Origin of the sequence: Streptomyces sp. NPDC006208 (assembly GCF_040613775.1) — a bacterium.
In the GTDB taxonomy this organism is placed as follows: Bacteria; Actinomycetota; Actinomycetes; order Streptomycetales; family Streptomycetaceae; genus Streptomyces.
The window spans coordinates 102,880-118,838 of sequence record NZ_JBEXSW010000015.1 but is presented as its reverse complement, the minus strand read 5'-3'; the positions used below and the strand labels follow the sequence as shown (position 1 = coordinate 118,838).

At 73.1% G+C, this 15,959-nt stretch carries 14 protein-coding genes; 6 read left to right on the top strand and 8 right to left on the bottom strand.

What is annotated here, in order from left to right; genetic code table 11:
* Positions 1 to 74: 74 nt before the first annotated feature.
* The 5 genes from ABZ208_RS14900 to ABZ208_RS14880 form a co-directional block, all read right to left on the bottom strand.
* Positions 75 to 1,328, bottom strand: coding sequence for a GAF domain-containing protein (locus ABZ208_RS14900; RefSeq protein ID WP_356909887.1), 1,254 nt, complete (start codon positions 1,326 to 1,328; stop codon positions 75 to 77).
* Positions 1,329 to 1,386: 58 nt separating this feature from the next.
* Positions 1,387 to 1,980, bottom strand: coding sequence for a peptidoglycan recognition family protein (locus tag ABZ208_RS14895; protein ID WP_356909886.1), 594 nt, complete (start codon positions 1,978 to 1,980; stop codon positions 1,387 to 1,389).
* A 204-nt stretch (positions 1,981 to 2,184) separates the two neighbouring features.
* A complete protein-coding gene (locus tag ABZ208_RS14890; RefSeq protein WP_356909885.1) occupies positions 2,185 to 3,549 on the bottom strand; it encodes an esterase-like activity of phytase family protein in 1,365 nt (454 codons plus the stop codon).
* Positions 3,550 to 3,839: 290 nt separating this feature from the next.
* Positions 3,840 to 5,108: an SWF or SNF family helicase gene (locus tag ABZ208_RS14885; protein ID WP_356909884.1), complete on the bottom strand. Its 1,269-nt coding sequence runs from the start codon at positions 5,106 to 5,108 to the stop codon at positions 3,840 to 3,842.
* The gene (locus ABZ208_RS14880) at positions 5,105 to 8,008 is read right to left on the bottom strand and encodes a DEAD/DEAH box helicase (RefSeq protein ID WP_356909883.1); all 2,904 of its coding nucleotides are present in this window, start codon (positions 8,006 to 8,008) and stop codon (positions 5,105 to 5,107) included. The genes ABZ208_RS14885 and ABZ208_RS14880 overlap by 4 nt, the downstream gene beginning before the upstream one ends.
* 302 nt (positions 8,009 to 8,310) lie before the next feature.
* Between ABZ208_RS14880 and ABZ208_RS14875 the strand changes: the two genes are divergently transcribed.
* On the top strand, positions 8,311 to 8,493 hold the full coding sequence (locus tag ABZ208_RS14875) for a hypothetical protein (RefSeq protein WP_328392724.1): 183 nt from the start codon (positions 8,311 to 8,313) through the stop codon (positions 8,491 to 8,493).
* Between the two features lie 77 nt (positions 8,494 to 8,570).
* Entirely contained in the window at positions 8,571 to 9,113 is a 543-nt protein-coding gene (locus tag ABZ208_RS14870; protein ID WP_356909882.1) for an MOSC domain-containing protein, read from the top strand.
* A 297-nt stretch (positions 9,114 to 9,410) separates the two neighbouring features.
* On the opposite strand, the gene ABZ208_RS14865 is transcribed toward ABZ208_RS14870, so the two are convergent.
* The 3 genes from ABZ208_RS14865 to ABZ208_RS14855 all read right to left on the bottom strand — a co-directional run bounded on the left by ABZ208_RS14865 (position 9,411) and on the right by ABZ208_RS14855 (position 11,387).
* A complete protein-coding gene (locus ABZ208_RS14865) occupies positions 9,411 to 10,214 on the bottom strand; it encodes a hypothetical protein (protein WP_356909881.1) in 804 nt (267 codons plus the stop codon).
* Positions 10,215 to 10,287: 73 nt separating this feature from the next.
* A complete protein-coding gene (locus ABZ208_RS14860; protein WP_356909919.1) occupies positions 10,288 to 10,557 on the bottom strand; it encodes a hypothetical protein in 270 nt (89 codons plus the stop codon).
* A 188-nt stretch (positions 10,558 to 10,745) separates the two neighbouring features.
* On the bottom strand, positions 10,746 to 11,387 hold the full coding sequence (locus tag ABZ208_RS14855; RefSeq protein ID WP_356909918.1) for a methyltransferase domain-containing protein: 642 nt from the start codon (positions 11,385 to 11,387) through the stop codon (positions 10,746 to 10,748).
* Between the two features lie 161 nt (positions 11,388 to 11,548).
* Between ABZ208_RS14855 and ABZ208_RS14850 the strand changes: the two genes are divergently transcribed.
* The 4 genes from ABZ208_RS14850 to ABZ208_RS14835 are packed head-to-tail and all read left to right on the top strand — an operon-like array spanning position 11,549 to position 15,853.
* Complete coding sequence (locus ABZ208_RS14850; RefSeq protein ID WP_356909880.1) at positions 11,549 to 12,373, top strand: MHYT domain-containing protein; 825 nt, start codon at positions 11,549 to 11,551, stop codon at positions 12,371 to 12,373.
* 56 nt (positions 12,374 to 12,429) lie between these two features.
* Positions 12,430 to 15,039, top strand: a complete 2,610-nt coding sequence (locus tag ABZ208_RS14845) for an ATP-binding protein (RefSeq protein WP_356909879.1) — start codon at positions 12,430 to 12,432, stop codon at positions 15,037 to 15,039.
* The gene (locus ABZ208_RS14840) at positions 15,036 to 15,455 is read left to right on the top strand and encodes a roadblock/LC7 domain-containing protein (RefSeq protein ID WP_356909878.1); all 420 of its coding nucleotides are present in this window, start codon (positions 15,036 to 15,038) and stop codon (positions 15,453 to 15,455) included. Before ABZ208_RS14845 ends, ABZ208_RS14840 begins: the two co-directional genes overlap by 4 nt.
* Complete coding sequence (locus ABZ208_RS14835; RefSeq protein ID WP_356909877.1) at positions 15,452 to 15,853, top strand: DUF742 domain-containing protein; 402 nt, start codon at positions 15,452 to 15,454, stop codon at positions 15,851 to 15,853. Before ABZ208_RS14840 ends, ABZ208_RS14835 begins: the two co-directional genes overlap by 4 nt.
* Positions 15,854 to 15,959 lie beyond the last annotated feature (106 nt).

Here is a 15,959-nt window from a genome sequence, read left to right as displayed (position 1 = left end):
GGGAGCGGGCAATCGGTACCAGGAGTGGTCGCACCATTGTTCGGTACGGGTGTGCGGGCCACTCCGGAGGGCCGTCAGCAGCCCTGCAGCCGGTCCAGCTCCTGCGCGCGGGCCTGTGCCGCGGGACGCTGCTCCACAGGCAGCGCGCAGGCCAGCGCCTGCCACACGGCGAGATCGTCCTCGCCCCACGGGCTGTACGCCCAGTCCGCGAGCAGCCCCGGGTCGCCGCGCGCGATCAGCGCCGTACGCAGCTGATTGGCCAGCCGCTCGCGGGTACGCGCGACCGCGGGCGCCTGCGAAGCGGGCAGCAGCGGGCCCGGATACGCGCCGAGCGCACCGGTCACCGCGCCCGACGCCAGCTGCCGGGCCACCGTCCGGAAATCCGCCTCGACGGGCACGGCGAGACGGTACGGGCGTGAGAGCAGCAGCTCCGGGCCGAGCAGATGCCGCAGCCGCGACAGCTCCGCGCGCAGCGTGACCGAGCTGACCGACTCGTCCTCGTACAGCGCCACCAGCAGTTCGTCGCCGCCGAAGCCCTCGGGGCGGGCCGCCAGTACCGCGAGGATCTCGCTGTGGCGTCGGCTCAGCCGAAGCGTCCGTCCCCCGGCCGTCAGCAGCGCCTCGTCCCGGCCCAGCGCGCTCAGTCGGACGGAGCCGGCCGCGACAGGCGGTGCGAGCAGCGCCAGCTGCGACTCGGCGGCCCGGGCCACCGCCCCGACGAACGCCAGGCTGTGCGGATGGGCCAGCCGGTCCCCGCCGGTGATGTCGACCGCGCCGAGCACCCGCCCTGTTCCCGGGTCGTGGATCGGAGCCGCGGCGCATGTCCATGACTGCACAGGGCGGCGGAAGTGCTCGGCGGCGAACACCTGCACCGGCCGGTCCACGGTGATCGCCGTCCCTGGCGCGTTCGTCCCGGCGACCGCCTCGGCCCAGCGCGCACCGGGCACGAAGTTCATCCGGCCCGCCTTGCGGCGGGTCGCCGGCGGACCCTCGACCCACAGCAGCCGGCCGTACGCGTCGCACACGGCGACCAGATGCTCCCCGTCCATGGCGTAGGCGCCCGTCAGCTCCCTCACCAGTGGCATCACCCGCGCCAGCGGATGGCTCTCGCGGTAGGCGCCCAGATCCTCACCGGCCAGCTCGACACCCGCCACACCCTCCGGACTGACCCGCGCCCGGGCCGAGCGCCGCCAGGAGTCGGCGACGACGGGACGCACGGGCTGCTCGACCCGTCCCGCCGTCAGATACGCGTTGTGCGCCCGGCGCAGGGCGGCGATGCGCTCCGCCGGATCCGTGCCGGGCTCAAGGGCCACCCATGTATCGCTCAACTCGGCCTCCCGCGGCCCATCGTGAACCAGGCTGCGGGGACCGACAAGCGCCCGTGCGTCAGGCGAAATTGACGAGACGGATATAGCGCGACCAGTCCCAGTAGGGGCCCGGGTCGCGGTGGGTGGCGCCGGGCACCTCGTTGTGGCCGATGATGTGGGCCCGGTCCTTCGGGATGCCGTAGCGGTCGCAGACGGTCGCGGTCAGGGCCGCCGACCGCTCGTACAGCGCATGGGTGAAGGACGCCTGCCTGTTCACCCAGCCCTCGTGCTCGATGCCGATGCTCTGGGTGTTGTACGTCCAGTTGCCCGCGTGCCAGGCGATGTGGCGCTCCCGTACGCACTGGGCGACCTGACCGTCCGACGAGCGCACCACGTAGTGCGCGGACACCTTCTTCGCCGGGTTCTGGAAGACCGCCAGGGTGTTGGCGTAGGTCTCCTGGGTCACATGGATGACCACGTACCGCACCGGATGGGCGGAAGGCCTGTTGGAGGCGGTGTAGTTGGACGCGGCGGCGGGGCGCCATTGGGCGGACGGATGGTCGGTACCGGCCCGGACGGCGGCCGGTGCGGCGGCCCGGGCACCACCCGCGGGCAGCAGTACGCCGCCCGCGGCTGTCGCAGCGGCGCGCCGGAGCAGACTTCGACGGTCCATGGGGATCTCCTGGTGGGGGGCAGGGTCGTGCGGTCCAGGACGAGGATGCCGCGCCGGGGACCCTTTCCGGTGGAACCCGGCACCGCACGTGTCCCCACGGCACCGCCTCCCGGCCGGCGCGCGTCAGACGCCCCGATCCGCCGACCACCGTTGCTCCCTGCCGGATTGAGGCCGCGTCACCTGCCGCCCGTCACCGGAAGCGGGTCAACCGAGCAGCGGCCTGGACAGCCGAACGAAGGTCACCGACGTCTCCACACCGCTGTCCACCAGACGTCCCTCGGCGTCGAACGCCTCGGGGCCGTCCGTCATCCCGAAGTCGTTGTCGTTGACGACCGCGAGGGTGCGCCGCCCCACCAGCGCGACCCCCTCGACCTTGCCCGGCACACCTGCCACCGTGCCGAGGTCGATCACGAGCTCTTTGCCAAGCACCGGTACGTCCGCCGCCGCAGGGTCCTCCAACTGCTCGTACGAGGGGGAGGTCGTCGGGTCGTCCCACACGCCGCCCAGGATGCCCGCGCCCCCCGGCAGCGCCACCCGGTGCAGCCGCGAGGTGCGATCGGTGCGTTCCTGCACCAGCAGACTGTTGCCGCCGATCGCCACGAGCGAGGAGATCTTGAGCTCCGAGGTGTCGTCCTCACCCGGGTCGACGACGCCCACCGGGTCGAAGCGGTAGGCGTACTCCGCCGTCACGGCACGCTTTTTGGGCGAGAAGCGCAGCAGGCGGGCGTTGCGGGAGCCCTCGCCGGCGTCCTGGTCCGGCAGGGACAGCGGACTCTGCACGGCAAGCACCAGATCACCGTTGGGCAGCAGGGCGAGCCCCTCGAAGCCGCGATTGATCTTGCGCTGCAGCAGGATGCCGGGCAGCGCCTCCACGACCGGGTAGTCGGCGCCCTCCAGTCCGAGACCCTTGGGGACGTACCGGGCCAGGACGCGGCCTCGCGGGGAAACATGGACCAGGGAGGGGCCGTACTCGTCGGCGAGCCAGAAGCTGCCGTCCTGCGCCCGCACGATGCCCTCGGTGTCCAGGCCGTTCGGGTCGTACGACAACGGCGTCCGCGCGTTGTACGTGTACGGCGCCTCGTCGCGCTTCGCCTGGTTCGGCAGACCCGTGACGGCGGTGCCCTCGGCGGTCGTGACGGGGATGGCACGGAGCACGCGCACCGTGTCGCCGCTGACCCGCACCTTGACGATCGCCGGGTCGAAACCGGGCACCGGGAAGGTGCGGCGCTTCTTGCCGTCGACCTTGATCTGCCCGTTCGGGCCGCGGTCGGTCACCGTCCAGAACTCGCCCTTGCGGCCCGCCGGGTAGATGTCGCTGCCGAGACCGCCGAGGTCCACCCCGCGGTCGTCGCCGACCGTGCCGGGAAGCAGCCGGTTGCTGAACTGCGCGAGCGGAATCTCGCCGAGAACGGCGCTGCCGGTCACCCGCGGGCCGGCATCACGTCCGCCGTGCTGTGTCGTGCCCGTGGCGGTCCCGGCGACGGCGATCGCCGACACGAGCGCGAGCGGCAGGCCCACCGCGAGAGAGCGTCGGACGACGGTGCGCTGCGTGCGCGCGTGCGGGGACATGGGGCCTCCTGGCCGACGGTACGGACGACAGCGCCAGATTGATCGTCCACCCCGAACGCGGCACGACGGCTCGGTGAACGCGATACGAAGCGAGGCCGTCATGCGGGCGTGCACGCTCCCAAGCCGAGGCAGGCGGGCTCGAGTTGTGTGCCCTGCCCGCGGCGCTGCCGGGAGTCCGCCCGATCCTGTCGGCGGACTCCCGGCGGCCGGAATCGCGCTCGTCCTTGGGGTCGAGCGCGACGACCTGGAGGCCCCCATGCGGTGGGCCCCCGGGGGCCTGGAGGACCGGCTCAGCCTGCGTCGCCCGTCGCGCCCGCCAGGGCCGTCGCCGGGTCGGCGGCAGGCGGGCCCGCCGGCGCCCACACGCCGCGCTCCTTGCGGTACGGCCACCAGCGGCCGTCCGCGCTCAGCCGGAGTTGCGCCTGGGCACCGGCCACCGTCCAGCGGGCCGGTCCCGCCGAACGCAGCTGTGGCCGGTCGGCGGCGTCCCATGCCTCGTCGAGCGCCGTCGTCGCCCGCGCGAGCAGCTCGGCATCGGGCGTCCACTCCTCCTCGAGGACCGCGAGCCCTGCCGCGGCGCCGTACCCCCATGCCCTTACCGCAAGGGCCAGTTGCGCCGGCTGCCGTGCGGTGGCCGCTGCCAGCCGGGACGTGATCACCGGGCCCGGCAGCTGCGCCGCCATCCGTACAGCATCCTGATCCTGCGTCAGTTCCGCTTCCGCCGACGGCTCCTGACCGCCGGGTGTCAGCGCCTGTGCCAGCATCCGGTGGGCACGCGACGCCGCATCCGCGGCCAGGAACTCCAGCGCCGCGGGGTCGAGAGGCGGCTCCGGCGCTGTCTCGGTGTCCAGCGCCGGTCCCGGTCCCGGCTCGGGCGGCAGTGGAGGCAGAGCGGGCAGCGGAGGCAGGATGCCACAGGCGGCGAACGCCTCGTCCGCCCGTACGCCCGCCGTTCCGGGCTCCTCGCCGTGGTCCTGTCCGGGCACATGCGCCCGCGTCCCGCTCCGCACCTGCAGCTCGTCGAGGAGGCGGCGCTCTCCGCGCCCCCGCATCAGCAGCAGCACGAACGGATCCTCGTCCAGCAGCCGTGCCATCTGGTAGGCCAGCGCGGCCGTGTGCGGGCAGTGGTCCCATGCCTCACAGCTGCACTCCGGCTCCAGATCGCCGATGCCCGGGAGCAGTTCGACCCCGGCGGCTGCCGCGTCCTCCACCAGATGGGGTGGCATCTCGTGGTCGAGGAGCGCCGCGATGTGACCTGCGCGGTCCACCGCCATGTCGAGGAGGCGGTCCCACTGCTCTTCGGTCAGTTCCTGCAGCAGCACATCGCTGCGGTGCGCGGTGCCGTCCCGGTCCCGTACGACCGCGGTGATCCGCCCGGGACGCACCGACACCGCGCCGACCGCACCCTCGCGCGCACGCCTGCGGCCCTGCTTCAGCTGCTCGCTGTCGAGGGCCGTGTCCTCCAGCGCCTGCAGCCAGTTGCGCCCCCACCACGTCCGTGCGAAGCCCCTCCCGCTCGCGGGAGGCAAAGCGGCGAATGTCCGTTCCGGCTCGCTCATCGATCAGTCCCTCGCAGTTCCACCAGCTCGGCCAGCTCCGCGTCCGTCAGTTCCGTCAGCGCGGCCTCACCGGTGCCGAGGACCGCGTCTGCCAACTCCTTCTTGCGCGCCAGCATCTGTGCGATCCGGTCCTCGATCGTTCCCTCGGTGATCAGCCTGTGCACCTGCACCGGCCGGTCCTGGCCGATGCGGTGGGCCCGGTCGGTCGCCTGCGCCTCGACGGCCGGGTTCCACCAGCGGTCGTAGTGCACGACATGCTCGGCCCTGGTGAGATTCAGCCCGGTGCCCGCCGCCTTCAACGACAGAAGGAACACCGGCACTTCACCGTTCTGGAAGCGCCCAACCATCGCCTCCCGTTCGGCGACAGGGGTCCCGCCGTGCAGGAACTGCGTACGGATCCCACGCGCCGCCAGATGCTGCTCGAGGAGCCGGGCCATCTGCACGTACTGGGTGAACACGAGAACGCCGGCGTCCTCGGCGAGAATCGTGTCCAGCAGCTCGTCGAGCAGCTCCAGCTTCCCCGAACGGCCCGCGATCCGCGGCCCTTCCGCCCCGGGGCTGTGCTCCTTTACGTACTGCGCCGGATGGTTGCAGATCTGCTTCAGCGCGGTGAGCAGCTTGACCACGAGGCCGCGCCGCTCCATGCCGCCCGCCTCGCTGATGGCGGCGAGGGTCTCGCGCACGACCGCCTCGTACAGCACGGTCTGCTCGCGCGTCAGCGACACCGCCCGGTCGGTCTCGGTCTTGGGCGGCAGTTCGGGTGCGATGCCCGGGTCGGACTTGCGCCTGCGCAGCAGGAACGGCCGTACCAGCGCCGCCAGTCGCTGTGCGGCCGCCGGGTCGCCGCCCTCCACCGCCCGGGCGTAGCGGGTGCGGAAGGGGCCGAGCCGGCCGAGCAGCCCCGGGGTGGTCCAGTCGAGGATGGCCCACAGTTCGGAGAGATTGTTCTCCACGGGGGTGCCGCTGAGTGCGACACGGGCCTTCGTCCCGATCGAGCGCAGCTGCCTGGCCGTCTCGGAGTAGGGGTTCTTGACGTGCTGGGCCTCGTCGGCGACCACCATGCCCCAGGCGACCTCGCCGAGCCGGGCCGCGTCCAGTCTCATCGTTCCGTAGGTGGTGAGCACGAACTCGCCTTGGCCGAGCGCATCGAGACTGCGTGCGCCGCCGTGGAAGCGGCGTACGGAGGCGCCGGGCGCGAACCGCTCGATCTCGCGCTGCCAGTTGCCCATCAGCGACGTCGGGCACACGACCAGGGTGGGGCCCGCGGCGGACTCGACCGTCTGCCGGTGCAGATGCAGCGCGATCAGGGTGATCGTCTTCCCGAGGCCCATGTCGTCGGCGAGGCAGGCACCGAGACCGAGCGAGGTCATGCGGTTCAGCCAGCCCAGGCCGCGCAGCTGATAGTCCCGCAGCGTTGCGGCGAGCGCCGCGGGCTGACCGATCTCCGGGGCGCCGCCCTCCCGGTCGGCGAGCCGTGTTCGCAGCCCCTCCAGCGGACCCGAAGCCGCCACCTCCACGCGGCGCCCCTCGACTTCCGTGGAGCCGGTCAGCACTGCACCGAGCGCGTCGATGGGGGAGACCTTGCGGTCCTGGCTGTCGCGGGCGCGCCGTGCCTCGTCCGGGGAGATGAGCACCCATTCGTCGCGCAGGCGCACCAGAGGCCGGCCGGCCTCGGCGAGCCGGTCCAGTTCCGCCCGGGTCAGCTCCGTGCCGCCCAGCGCGAAACGCCAGTTGAAGGCGAGCAGCGCGTCCGCCGACAGGAACGACGGCAGCCCGGACGAGCCGTCGTCCGGCGGCTGTGCTCCCTCCTCCGGCGGACCGATGACGGCACGCGCGGTGAGCTTGCGGGCCAGTTGCCTGGGCCAGTGCACCTGGACGCCGGCGGCCGCGAGCGCGCGGGTCGCGTCGCCCAGAAGCTCGGTGATCTCCTCGTCGGCGAGTCCGATCGCATCGGGTACCGCGGCGTGCAGCAGTGGCGCGAGCGGCTGCCAGGCGCGCGCCGCGCGGCGCAGTGCGAGCAGCGCGTCCAGGCGGGCGCGCGGCCCGAACGCCGCGGCCGAGGGACCGCTCGCCGCCCAGACGTCCGCGGCGTCGGCGACGAGCGCCGCATCGGCGACGCTGTGCATCTGCAGCACCGCACGGAATGTGGGCCCGGCGCTGGTCGCGTCCGCTGTCTGCTCGAGGCCCGGCACCTCGATGCGCAGCGACAGCCGTACGCCCGCGTCATGTCCGGCGGCGACGTCCGCCGCCCAGGCGCGCCGGCCGGGGAGCCGTTGCGGCTCGTGCGCCGCGAAGGCCGGGCCGCCCGCGGCCTGCGGGGCCGCCGGAGTGCGCGGCAGGGTGTCCGCGACCGCGTCGAGGAACTGCCGCAGCAAACGCTCGGGTTCGGGCAGCAGGAGCGGGTCGGCCGTCGCGTCCAGCGGGGTGCAGTGCGCGGCGGGCGGCATCGACGCCGCGAGCGTACGCACCCGCTCCAGGTCCTCGGGCGTGAGCGGGCCGGCGCGCCAGACGTCCGTGTCCGAGGTGCTCAGCCCCGGCAACAGAAGTCCGCGCGCGGTGAGGTGGAGGGCGAGCAGGGCGGCCGCGCCCCAGAAGGCCGCGGACGTCGAGGCGGCGTGTGCCGTGCGTGCCCTGGTCAGGACGGGCAGCGCGTGACGTACGGACAGGTGGATCGCCGGTACGGCTGCGGTCCGCAGGTCGCTCGTGACCACGGTGAGCGGCTCGACGGAGCCGGGGCCGGACGGGAGTTCGCCGCCGTCGGGGTGCCAGAAGGCGACGCGGCCGGTGCGGGCGGGGTCGCCGGGCACGAAGACGGCGGAGCAGTGGATCAGTTCGGCGAGGGGGGACCCGGTGAGCGGGCAGGGTGTTGCCGTGGAGAGCCGGTGCACAGCGATGCGCATTCCTCAAATTTGACTACTGCGGTCCGAGTCGCCGAGGGTACCCCACCGAACGCCCTTCGCGCCGGGAACGGCTCCGGTGATGTGGATCACGCGGGAGCGGTTGCCCGTGGACTGTGGTGACGCCGCCCCCGGTCACCGGCCTGCCCCCGGTCCGTTCCGGGTGGTGGCGCCATGGCCGCCGAGTGCCGCCGGTACGTACGCTTGATCCGCTCCGAGCGGCCGTATGCCGCTACTGGAACCGTCGGGCGGGCGTGCGCGTTCTCACAGCAGGAGCGGCCACGGCCGCGAAGGAGGCGTCGGAAATGTCGACACGTACAAAGATCGTGATCGGGGGAGTGGCCGTCGGTCTGCTCCTGTGGCCGCTGATCGGTTTCTGGTGGTCGCTGCTGGTGGTTCTCGGCGTGCCGACAGCCGCTTACTTCATGCTGGACCCGAGCCAGCGCCGCAGGCTGCGCCGGGTCTCCCGCAAGGAGATAGGGCGCTGATCCAACCTTTCGAACCGTGCCGGGGCAGCGGGGGCAAGGTCGCCCGTGATCACCGGCACGGAGGGGAGCCCGGGGCGATGGGTGCAGCGGTCACCGCGGTCAGCAGCAACAGGGAGTACGCGTTCACCAAGCCGACGCGCGAGAGCATCACATTGCTCGCGGGACTCGGCGTGGAGGGCGACGTCCACGCCGGGGTGACGGTCAGACACCGCTCGCGTGTCGCACAGGACCCCACGCAGCCCAATCTCCGGCAGGTCCATCTCATCCACCAGGAGCTGTTCGACGAGCTGGGCGCGGCCGGGCACGAGGTCTCGCCCGGCAGCCTGGGGGAGAACGTCACCACCGTCGGGATCGACCTGCTCGCCCTGCCCACCGGGACCCTGCTGCGGCTGGGATCCGAAGCTGTCGTCGAGGTCACCGGCCTGCGAAATCCGTGTGCGCAGATCGATGCCTTCCGCAAAGGCCTGCTCAAGCGGGTCGTCGGACGCGACGAGAACGGCGCCGTCGTGTACAAGGCCGGAATCATGGGCGTCGTCAGGGCGGGAGGCGTGGTCAGGCCTGGTGACCCGATCACGGTCGAGCTGCCCGAAAGGCCGCACCGCGCGCTCGAGCGTGTCTGAAGCGGATGTGCAGCGGACTTCCGGTGCCGCGCGAGACAGTGACCAGGACCCCGCCCGCGGACCTGGCGACCGCATACGGTCCGCGGGCGGTGCGCCAAGGCCGTCGCGCGGTGCGCATGGGTTGCGAGCGGTGCGCCGGTGGTCCCGACGGTCCGCACGATCTCTCCGCGCGGTTCACACGGCGGGGCGGGCTTGTCGGGGAGGCCGTAGCCGCGACCGGGTCCGCGTCGGCAGGCCGACGCCGGAGCAGCATGCGCCTGTGCGCATCGCCGCCCGCTTCACGGCAGAGCCGCGGGCTCAGGACGGGCGCACGGCCATCTTGTCCAGCGCCTCCAGCAGCCCCGGCAGCTCGGGCCCTCGCCCGACCGGCAGTACCTCGCAGGGCTCCTCGTCGAGGAGCACGAACGCGATGTCGTCGGTCCTGGCCACCATCGACCAGCCTGGCCCGTCGGCGCGCAGCGTCCGTGCCCCGCCCGGGGCGAAGGAGGAGCGGACACGACCGGGCGGCGGGGCCGCCTCCACGTACGCGCGCGCCTGCTCCAGCGCGCGGAGCACGCCGGCGTTGGGCTGCTTGAGTTCCGCCTCCGGCGTGTCCGGTGAGGGCAGCACCTGGGCGTCATCGATCTGGTCCCGCCACGTGGCCCACTGGAGAGCGACTTCGTCCGCCCCGAGCCGGCGCTGGGCCGGCCCCCAGGCGTCCGTGTCCGGCGGGGCGAGCGGCGTCCGGTCACCCGCCTCGGGCTCCGGGTCGTGCGGGTCGGGCACACCAGGAGCCGCGACCGCGACCGCGAGCGGCCAGCCCGGCAGCGCGCACACGACCGAGCGCTCGTCGGGCGACAGGTCGTACTCCATGCCGCAGTCCCAGGAGGCGATGGCGACCGCGACGAGCGACACGTCGTCGATCACCACCGTCCAGCGGGCGCCCGCGGAGTCCTGGCCGAGGACCAGTCCGTATCCCTCGGCGTACGGCTCGAGGTCCAGCGCCTCGCACGCGGCTGGATAGTCGTCGCCGAGCACACTCGGGAACTGCGCGGGTGTCAGCAGCACCGCGGTCAGCACAAACAGCGCGTCGTCGTCGACGGCTTCCTCCGCCCCGGCCACGGCACCTCCCCGTCCGATCGTTCGTCGGCGCACCATAACCACTGGCCGAGCCGCACGTCGAGGGGCGGTGAAGCTAATGTGATGAGCCCGCATCCTGGCTCGGCAGCCCGAGGAGGCTGTGAGCCACCCTGTGCACCGGCTCGTCCCGCTCGCGGGCGAGGGCGATCACGGCCCGGCAGGCCAGCTCGTTCACTCCGAACATGAGCGCCTCGGGGGACACCCAGCGCGTCGCTTCGTCGATCCGGTCCTGGTCGTCCTCGGTGCACGCCGTCACATAGACCGCGGCTGCCTCGAAGATGTTGTGCTGCGGCGGGCGGGGGCGCGGGACCGCGGGCGGCGCCAGCCGGGCGGCCCGGAGGGCAGCGCGGGCAGCGAAGAACGAGCGGATTCGGCCGAACACACGGACCACCTTCCCAGGGAGCGGCGGACGCCGCTTCGGTTGAAGTCTTCCATCCTCACGCGGAGTCGGGTCGGCCGCGCGAGTGCAGATCGCCGGCAGCGGCGAGAACCGGTGGCGGCATCTGTCCGGCATCAGTGCCCTGGCGCCACGGCGGCCGCGCCGGGCTCCGTCTCCTCGCCCTGCCGGACCGCCAGTGCCAGGAAGCGGGCGTCCTCGTCCGTGTAGGACGTCATCCGCCAGCCCGAACCGGCGAGCAGCGCACGGAGATTGGGCTCGGCGCGCAGGTCGTCCGCGGTGATCTGCCGCCCCTGCCGGGCGGCGAGCGCCGCCCGGCCGATGGGATGGAACAGCGCCAGCCGTCCGCCGGGCCGCACCACGCGCGCCAACTCCCGCAGATTCTCCTGCGGCTGAGGCAGGTGGGCGATGAGTCCTGCCGCGAACACCGCGTCCAGACAACGGCCCCGCAGGGGCAGCGCGGCCACATCGGCGAGCAGGAGGCTGCCGCTCGTGTCCCGTCCGGCACGCCGGGCCGCATCCAGCATCCCGGGCGTGAGATCGATGCCGAGGACCGTGCCGTCCGGCCCGACCGCCGACCTCAGGAACGGCAAGGCGCGCCCCGTGCCGCAGCCCGCGTCGAGCACGGCGTCCCCGGGGCCGAGTCCGAGCTCCGCGACGCCTGCCGCGTAAGCCGGACCGTCGTCGGGGAAGCGCGTGTCCCAGTCGGCGGCCCGGGCGCCGAAGAACTCCTGGACGTGTGTGTGGTCGTCGGCCATGTGCACATGATCCGCCATGACTCGTCGGTACGTCACGTGACCGTTCGGTGCGCACGTTCGAACTTGGCGCGATCGTTCATACACATCTCTCTGTCATATTCCGTCAGCTTTCGAACCGCGCCCCCGGCGTGCGTCCCCCTCGGGTCTAGCGTCCCTGAGCCATGGGACACCTGGACCACGCCGCTTTCGGCTTGCTGACACCCGCGCTGTCATACGTGATGGCCGTCATCGGCGCTGCCCTCGGGCTGCGCTGCACCGTGCGCGCCCTCGGCACCACCGGCCGCTCCCGTCGCAACTGGCTGATCACCGCGGCCTCCGCCATCGGGACCGGTATCTGGACGATGCACTTCGTCGCCATGCTCGGCTTCGCCGTCCGCGGCACGGACATCCGCTACAACGTGCCGCTGACCATCCTCAGCCTGCTGGTCGCCATGCTCGTCGTCGGCGCGGGCGTCTTCTGGGTCGGGTTCGGCCGTGACCGGGGCAGGGCCCTGCTGATCGGCGGACTCGCCACCGGACTCGGCGTCGCCAGCATGCATTACATGGGCATGGCAGCTCTGAGACTGCACGGCTCCGTGCACTACGACCCGCTGCTCGTCACCCTGTCCGTCGTCATCGCGGTGGTGGCGGCGACCGCGGCCCTGTGGGCGGCGCTCAACATCAAGGCACCCGTGGCCGTCGCCGTTGCGTCGCTCGTCATGGGAGCGGCGGTCAGCAGCATGCACTACACGGGAATGCTCGCGGTCGGCGTCGAGGTCACGCCGGCCGGCGGCCCGTTGCCCGGGGCCTCGGCGATGCAGTTCATCTTCCCCCTCGCCGTTGGTCTCGGGTCCTACCTCTTCGTGACCTCGGCGTTCGTCGCGCTCTCGCCGACCGTGAGCGAACGCGCCGCCTACACCTCGGCGGGCCTGCCGGCCGCCCCCGAGGCCGCCGCTGCCGAGGCCCACGGCCCCGCCACCACGTCCCCCACCACCACGCCCGCCTAGGGCGTGCCGCAGTCGGCGACGCCGCCGTCACAGACCTGTACCGGAACGAGGAGGCCATGCGCACACCCCGCAGGAACCAGGGTGCCAAGACCCCGCCCGCGTCCCCACCGCTCCAGGGGACGACGGCCCGCGGACGACGCGCGCACGCCGGACCGCCCGCGGTCGAGCACACCGGACAGGCACCGCAGGCCGAGAGCGTGCAGGTGCCGACACGCACCCGGGGGCGGTTCCTGCCCCGCCCCCGGACCGTACGCGCGAAGATCATCTCGCTGCTGATGGTGCCCGTCCTGTCCCTGCTGGCGCTGTGGGGCTTCGCCACGGTCACCACCGCCCAGGACGTGGCCCGGCTGCGGCAGCTGCAGCGCATCGAGGAGCAGGTGCGCGAACCGGTCGGGGCTGCCGTATCGGCACTGCAGGCCGAACGACGTGCGGCCATGCGGCAGATCGCCGCACCCTCCGGCGAACGCGCCGCCGCACTCGAGTCGGAGGCGCGCCGCACCGAGGACGCCGTACGCCGGCTGCGGCTCGACGACAGCCACACCGTGGCGGCGGGCGGCGAGGTGCCCGGTGAGGTGGCCGAGCGCCTGGGGGAGTTCGTCTCCCGGGCGGAGGAACTGGGAGCGCTGCGCACGGCCGTGCTCGACCGCAAGAGCACCTGGCGGACGGCGTACGAGGGTTACAACGCCGTAGTCGCCGCGGCGTTCGACGTCCACGGATCCCTCAGCGGCATGCAGGACGCGGGACCCGGCTCCGACGCGCGCGTCCTGCTCGAGTTCGTGAGGGCCGGAGAGATGCTCGCCCGCGAGGACGCCCTGCTCGGCTCGGCACACCTCGCGGGCTCGCTCGACGCGGAGCGGCAGCGGCTGTTCACCGGCGCCGCCGCCACCCGCACCGCGCTCGCCGAGGCCGCAGCGACCGATCTGCGGGGGCCCGAGCGCGCCGCCTGGCGCGAACTCACCGAACGCGACGGCTACCAGCAGCTGGGCACGGCGGAACAGAGGGTCGCAGCGGCACCCCCGGGCGGCAAAGCGGCCTCCGCCGTCCCGGCCGCCAGGTGGGACAAGGCCCACACTGGGGTACGCGACGGCATGCGCGTGATCGAGACCGACGCCCGGGCGCGCGCCGCCGACCGGGTCGACCCGGTGACCGGTGGCATGCTGACCGGGGCCGGCGCCGCGGTCGCCCTCGGACTGGCCGGCGTCGCGATCTCCCTGGTCATCTCGGTACGCATCGGCCGTGTCCTCGTCATCGAACTCATCAGCCTGCGCAACAGCGCGCTGGAGATCGCCCGGCGCAAACTGCCGAACGCCATGCGCCGGCTGCGCACCGGGGAGCAGATCGACATCCACGCAGAAGCCCCCGAGGGCGCCGCGGCCGAGGACGAGATCGGCCAGGTCGGCGAGGCGCTCGGCACGGTGCACCGCGCCGCGCTGAGCGCCGCCGTCGAACGAGCCGAACTGGCGGACGGAATCTCGGGCGTCTTCGTCAACCTGGCCCGCCGCAGCCAGATCCTCGTCCACCGCCAGCTCACCCTGCTCGACGCCATGGAACGCCGGGCCGACGACCCGAACGAGCTCGGCGACCTCTTCCGGCTCGACCACCTCACCACGCGTATGCGCCGGCACGCGGAGAGCCTGATCATCCTGTCCGGCGCGGCCCCCGGGCGCGGCTGGCGCATGCCCGTCCCCCTCACCAGCGTCGTACGGGCCGCCGTCTCGGAGATCGAGGACTACGCGCGGGTGGAGGTGCGCCAGCTGCCCGAGACGGCCATCGTGGGCGCGGCCGTCGCCGACGTCACGCATCTGCTGGCCGAACTGGTCGAGAACGCCGCTCAGTTCTCCCCGCCCCACACCAAGGTGCGGGTCAGCGGCGAACCGGTCGGCAACGGCTACGTCCTGGAGATCGAGGACCGCGGGCTCGGCATGGGCAAGGACGCCCTGGCCGAGGCCAACCGACGGCTGGAGGAGTCCGAGGCCCTCGACCTCTTCGACAGCGACCGTCTCGGCCTGTTCGTCGTCAGCAGGCTCTCCCTGCGCCACGGCATCAAGGTCCAGTTGCGCCCGTCCCCCTACGGCGGCAGCACGGCGGTGGTCCTGCTGCCGACCACGCTGCTGCAGAGCGCACTGCCCGCGGCGGACGGCTCCCGTCAACGACCCGCCCCGCCCGAGGAGGAAAGACCCCGGTCCGCTCCCGCCCCCGAGGACCACGAGAGCACACCCGTCGCGGCAGTGGCGCCCCGCCGGGTGCTCGAGGCCCGGACCGGCCGGGAGACCGACCACCGCAGCGACCGGCACGACGAAGCGCAGCCGGAACCCCGCACGCAGCCGGGACCCCGCACGCAGCCGGGACCATCCGCGCAACCGCAACCGCAACCGCAACCCCGCAGACCCGCCGGGGTCACCACCCTGCGCCGGCGCGACCCGGTACCGCAGTCCGCCGACGGCGAGCTTCCGCGACGGGTCCGCCAGGCCAATCTCGTACCGCAGCTGCGGGAGGCCACGAAGCCCGCACAGCCGGACGACGAGCCCCACGCGGGCGATGAGCCCGTGCACCGCACCCCCGAACAGGCACGCGACCGGATGACCGCGTTCCGCAACGGCTGGACCCGGGGCGGCGGCGCCGCGCCCGGCTCGCCCGCCCCAGGCAGTGAAGGAGACCAGGGATGACCGAGCAGATGCACCCAGCGCCGCACCACCGGGGGGACCTCGACTGGCTCCTGGACGACCTCGTCATGCGCGTCGGCCAGGTCCGGCACGTCGTCGTCCTGTCCAACGACGGTCTGCCGGTGGGCGCGTCGAACGCGCTGACGCGTGAGGACGCCGAGCATCTGGCGGCGGTCGCCTCGGGCTTCCACAGCCTGGCCAAGGGCGTCGGCCGTCACTTCCACGCCGGCGCCGTACGCCAGACGATGGTCGAGATGGACGACGGGTTCCTCTTCGTGGCGGCCGCGGGCGACGGTTCCTGTCTCGCCGTGCTCACCGCCGTCAGCGCCGACATCGGGCTGATCGCCTACGAGATGGCCCGCCTCGTCAAACGCGTCGGCGAGCACCTGCGCACGCCGCCGCGCGTCAGCGCGCCATGACGGGCCCGGCCGACCCGGTCGGCAGCGAGTGGTACGACTCGGACGCGGGGCCGCTGGTCCGCCCGTACGCGATGACCGGCGGGCGGACCAAGCCCGGTCCCAGCAACGTACGGTTCGACCTCATCGCCCTCGTGGTCGTCGACGCGGACGCGCCGGCGACGGCCGAGGAGTCGCTCCTCGGCCCCGAGCACCGCGCGCTGCTCGCCCTGTGTCGCAGTGAAACCCAGTCGGTCGCCGAGCTCGCAGCCGAGGCCGACCTGCCTGTCGGCGTCGTGCGGGTGCTGCTCGGCGATCTGCTCGAAGCGGGCCATGTCAAGGTGAACCGTCCGGTGCCGCCTGCCCAGCTGCCGAGCGAAAGGATTCTGCGCGAGGTGATCGAGGGCCTCAGGGCGCTATGACGATCTGCCGCCCCTCGAGACGGCGGTCGCCGCCCCGGTGACACCAGCCGTCACCGTCCCCGCCCGCCTGCCCTGTCGGAGGAAGCCCGGTGGAGTCCGACGGAGT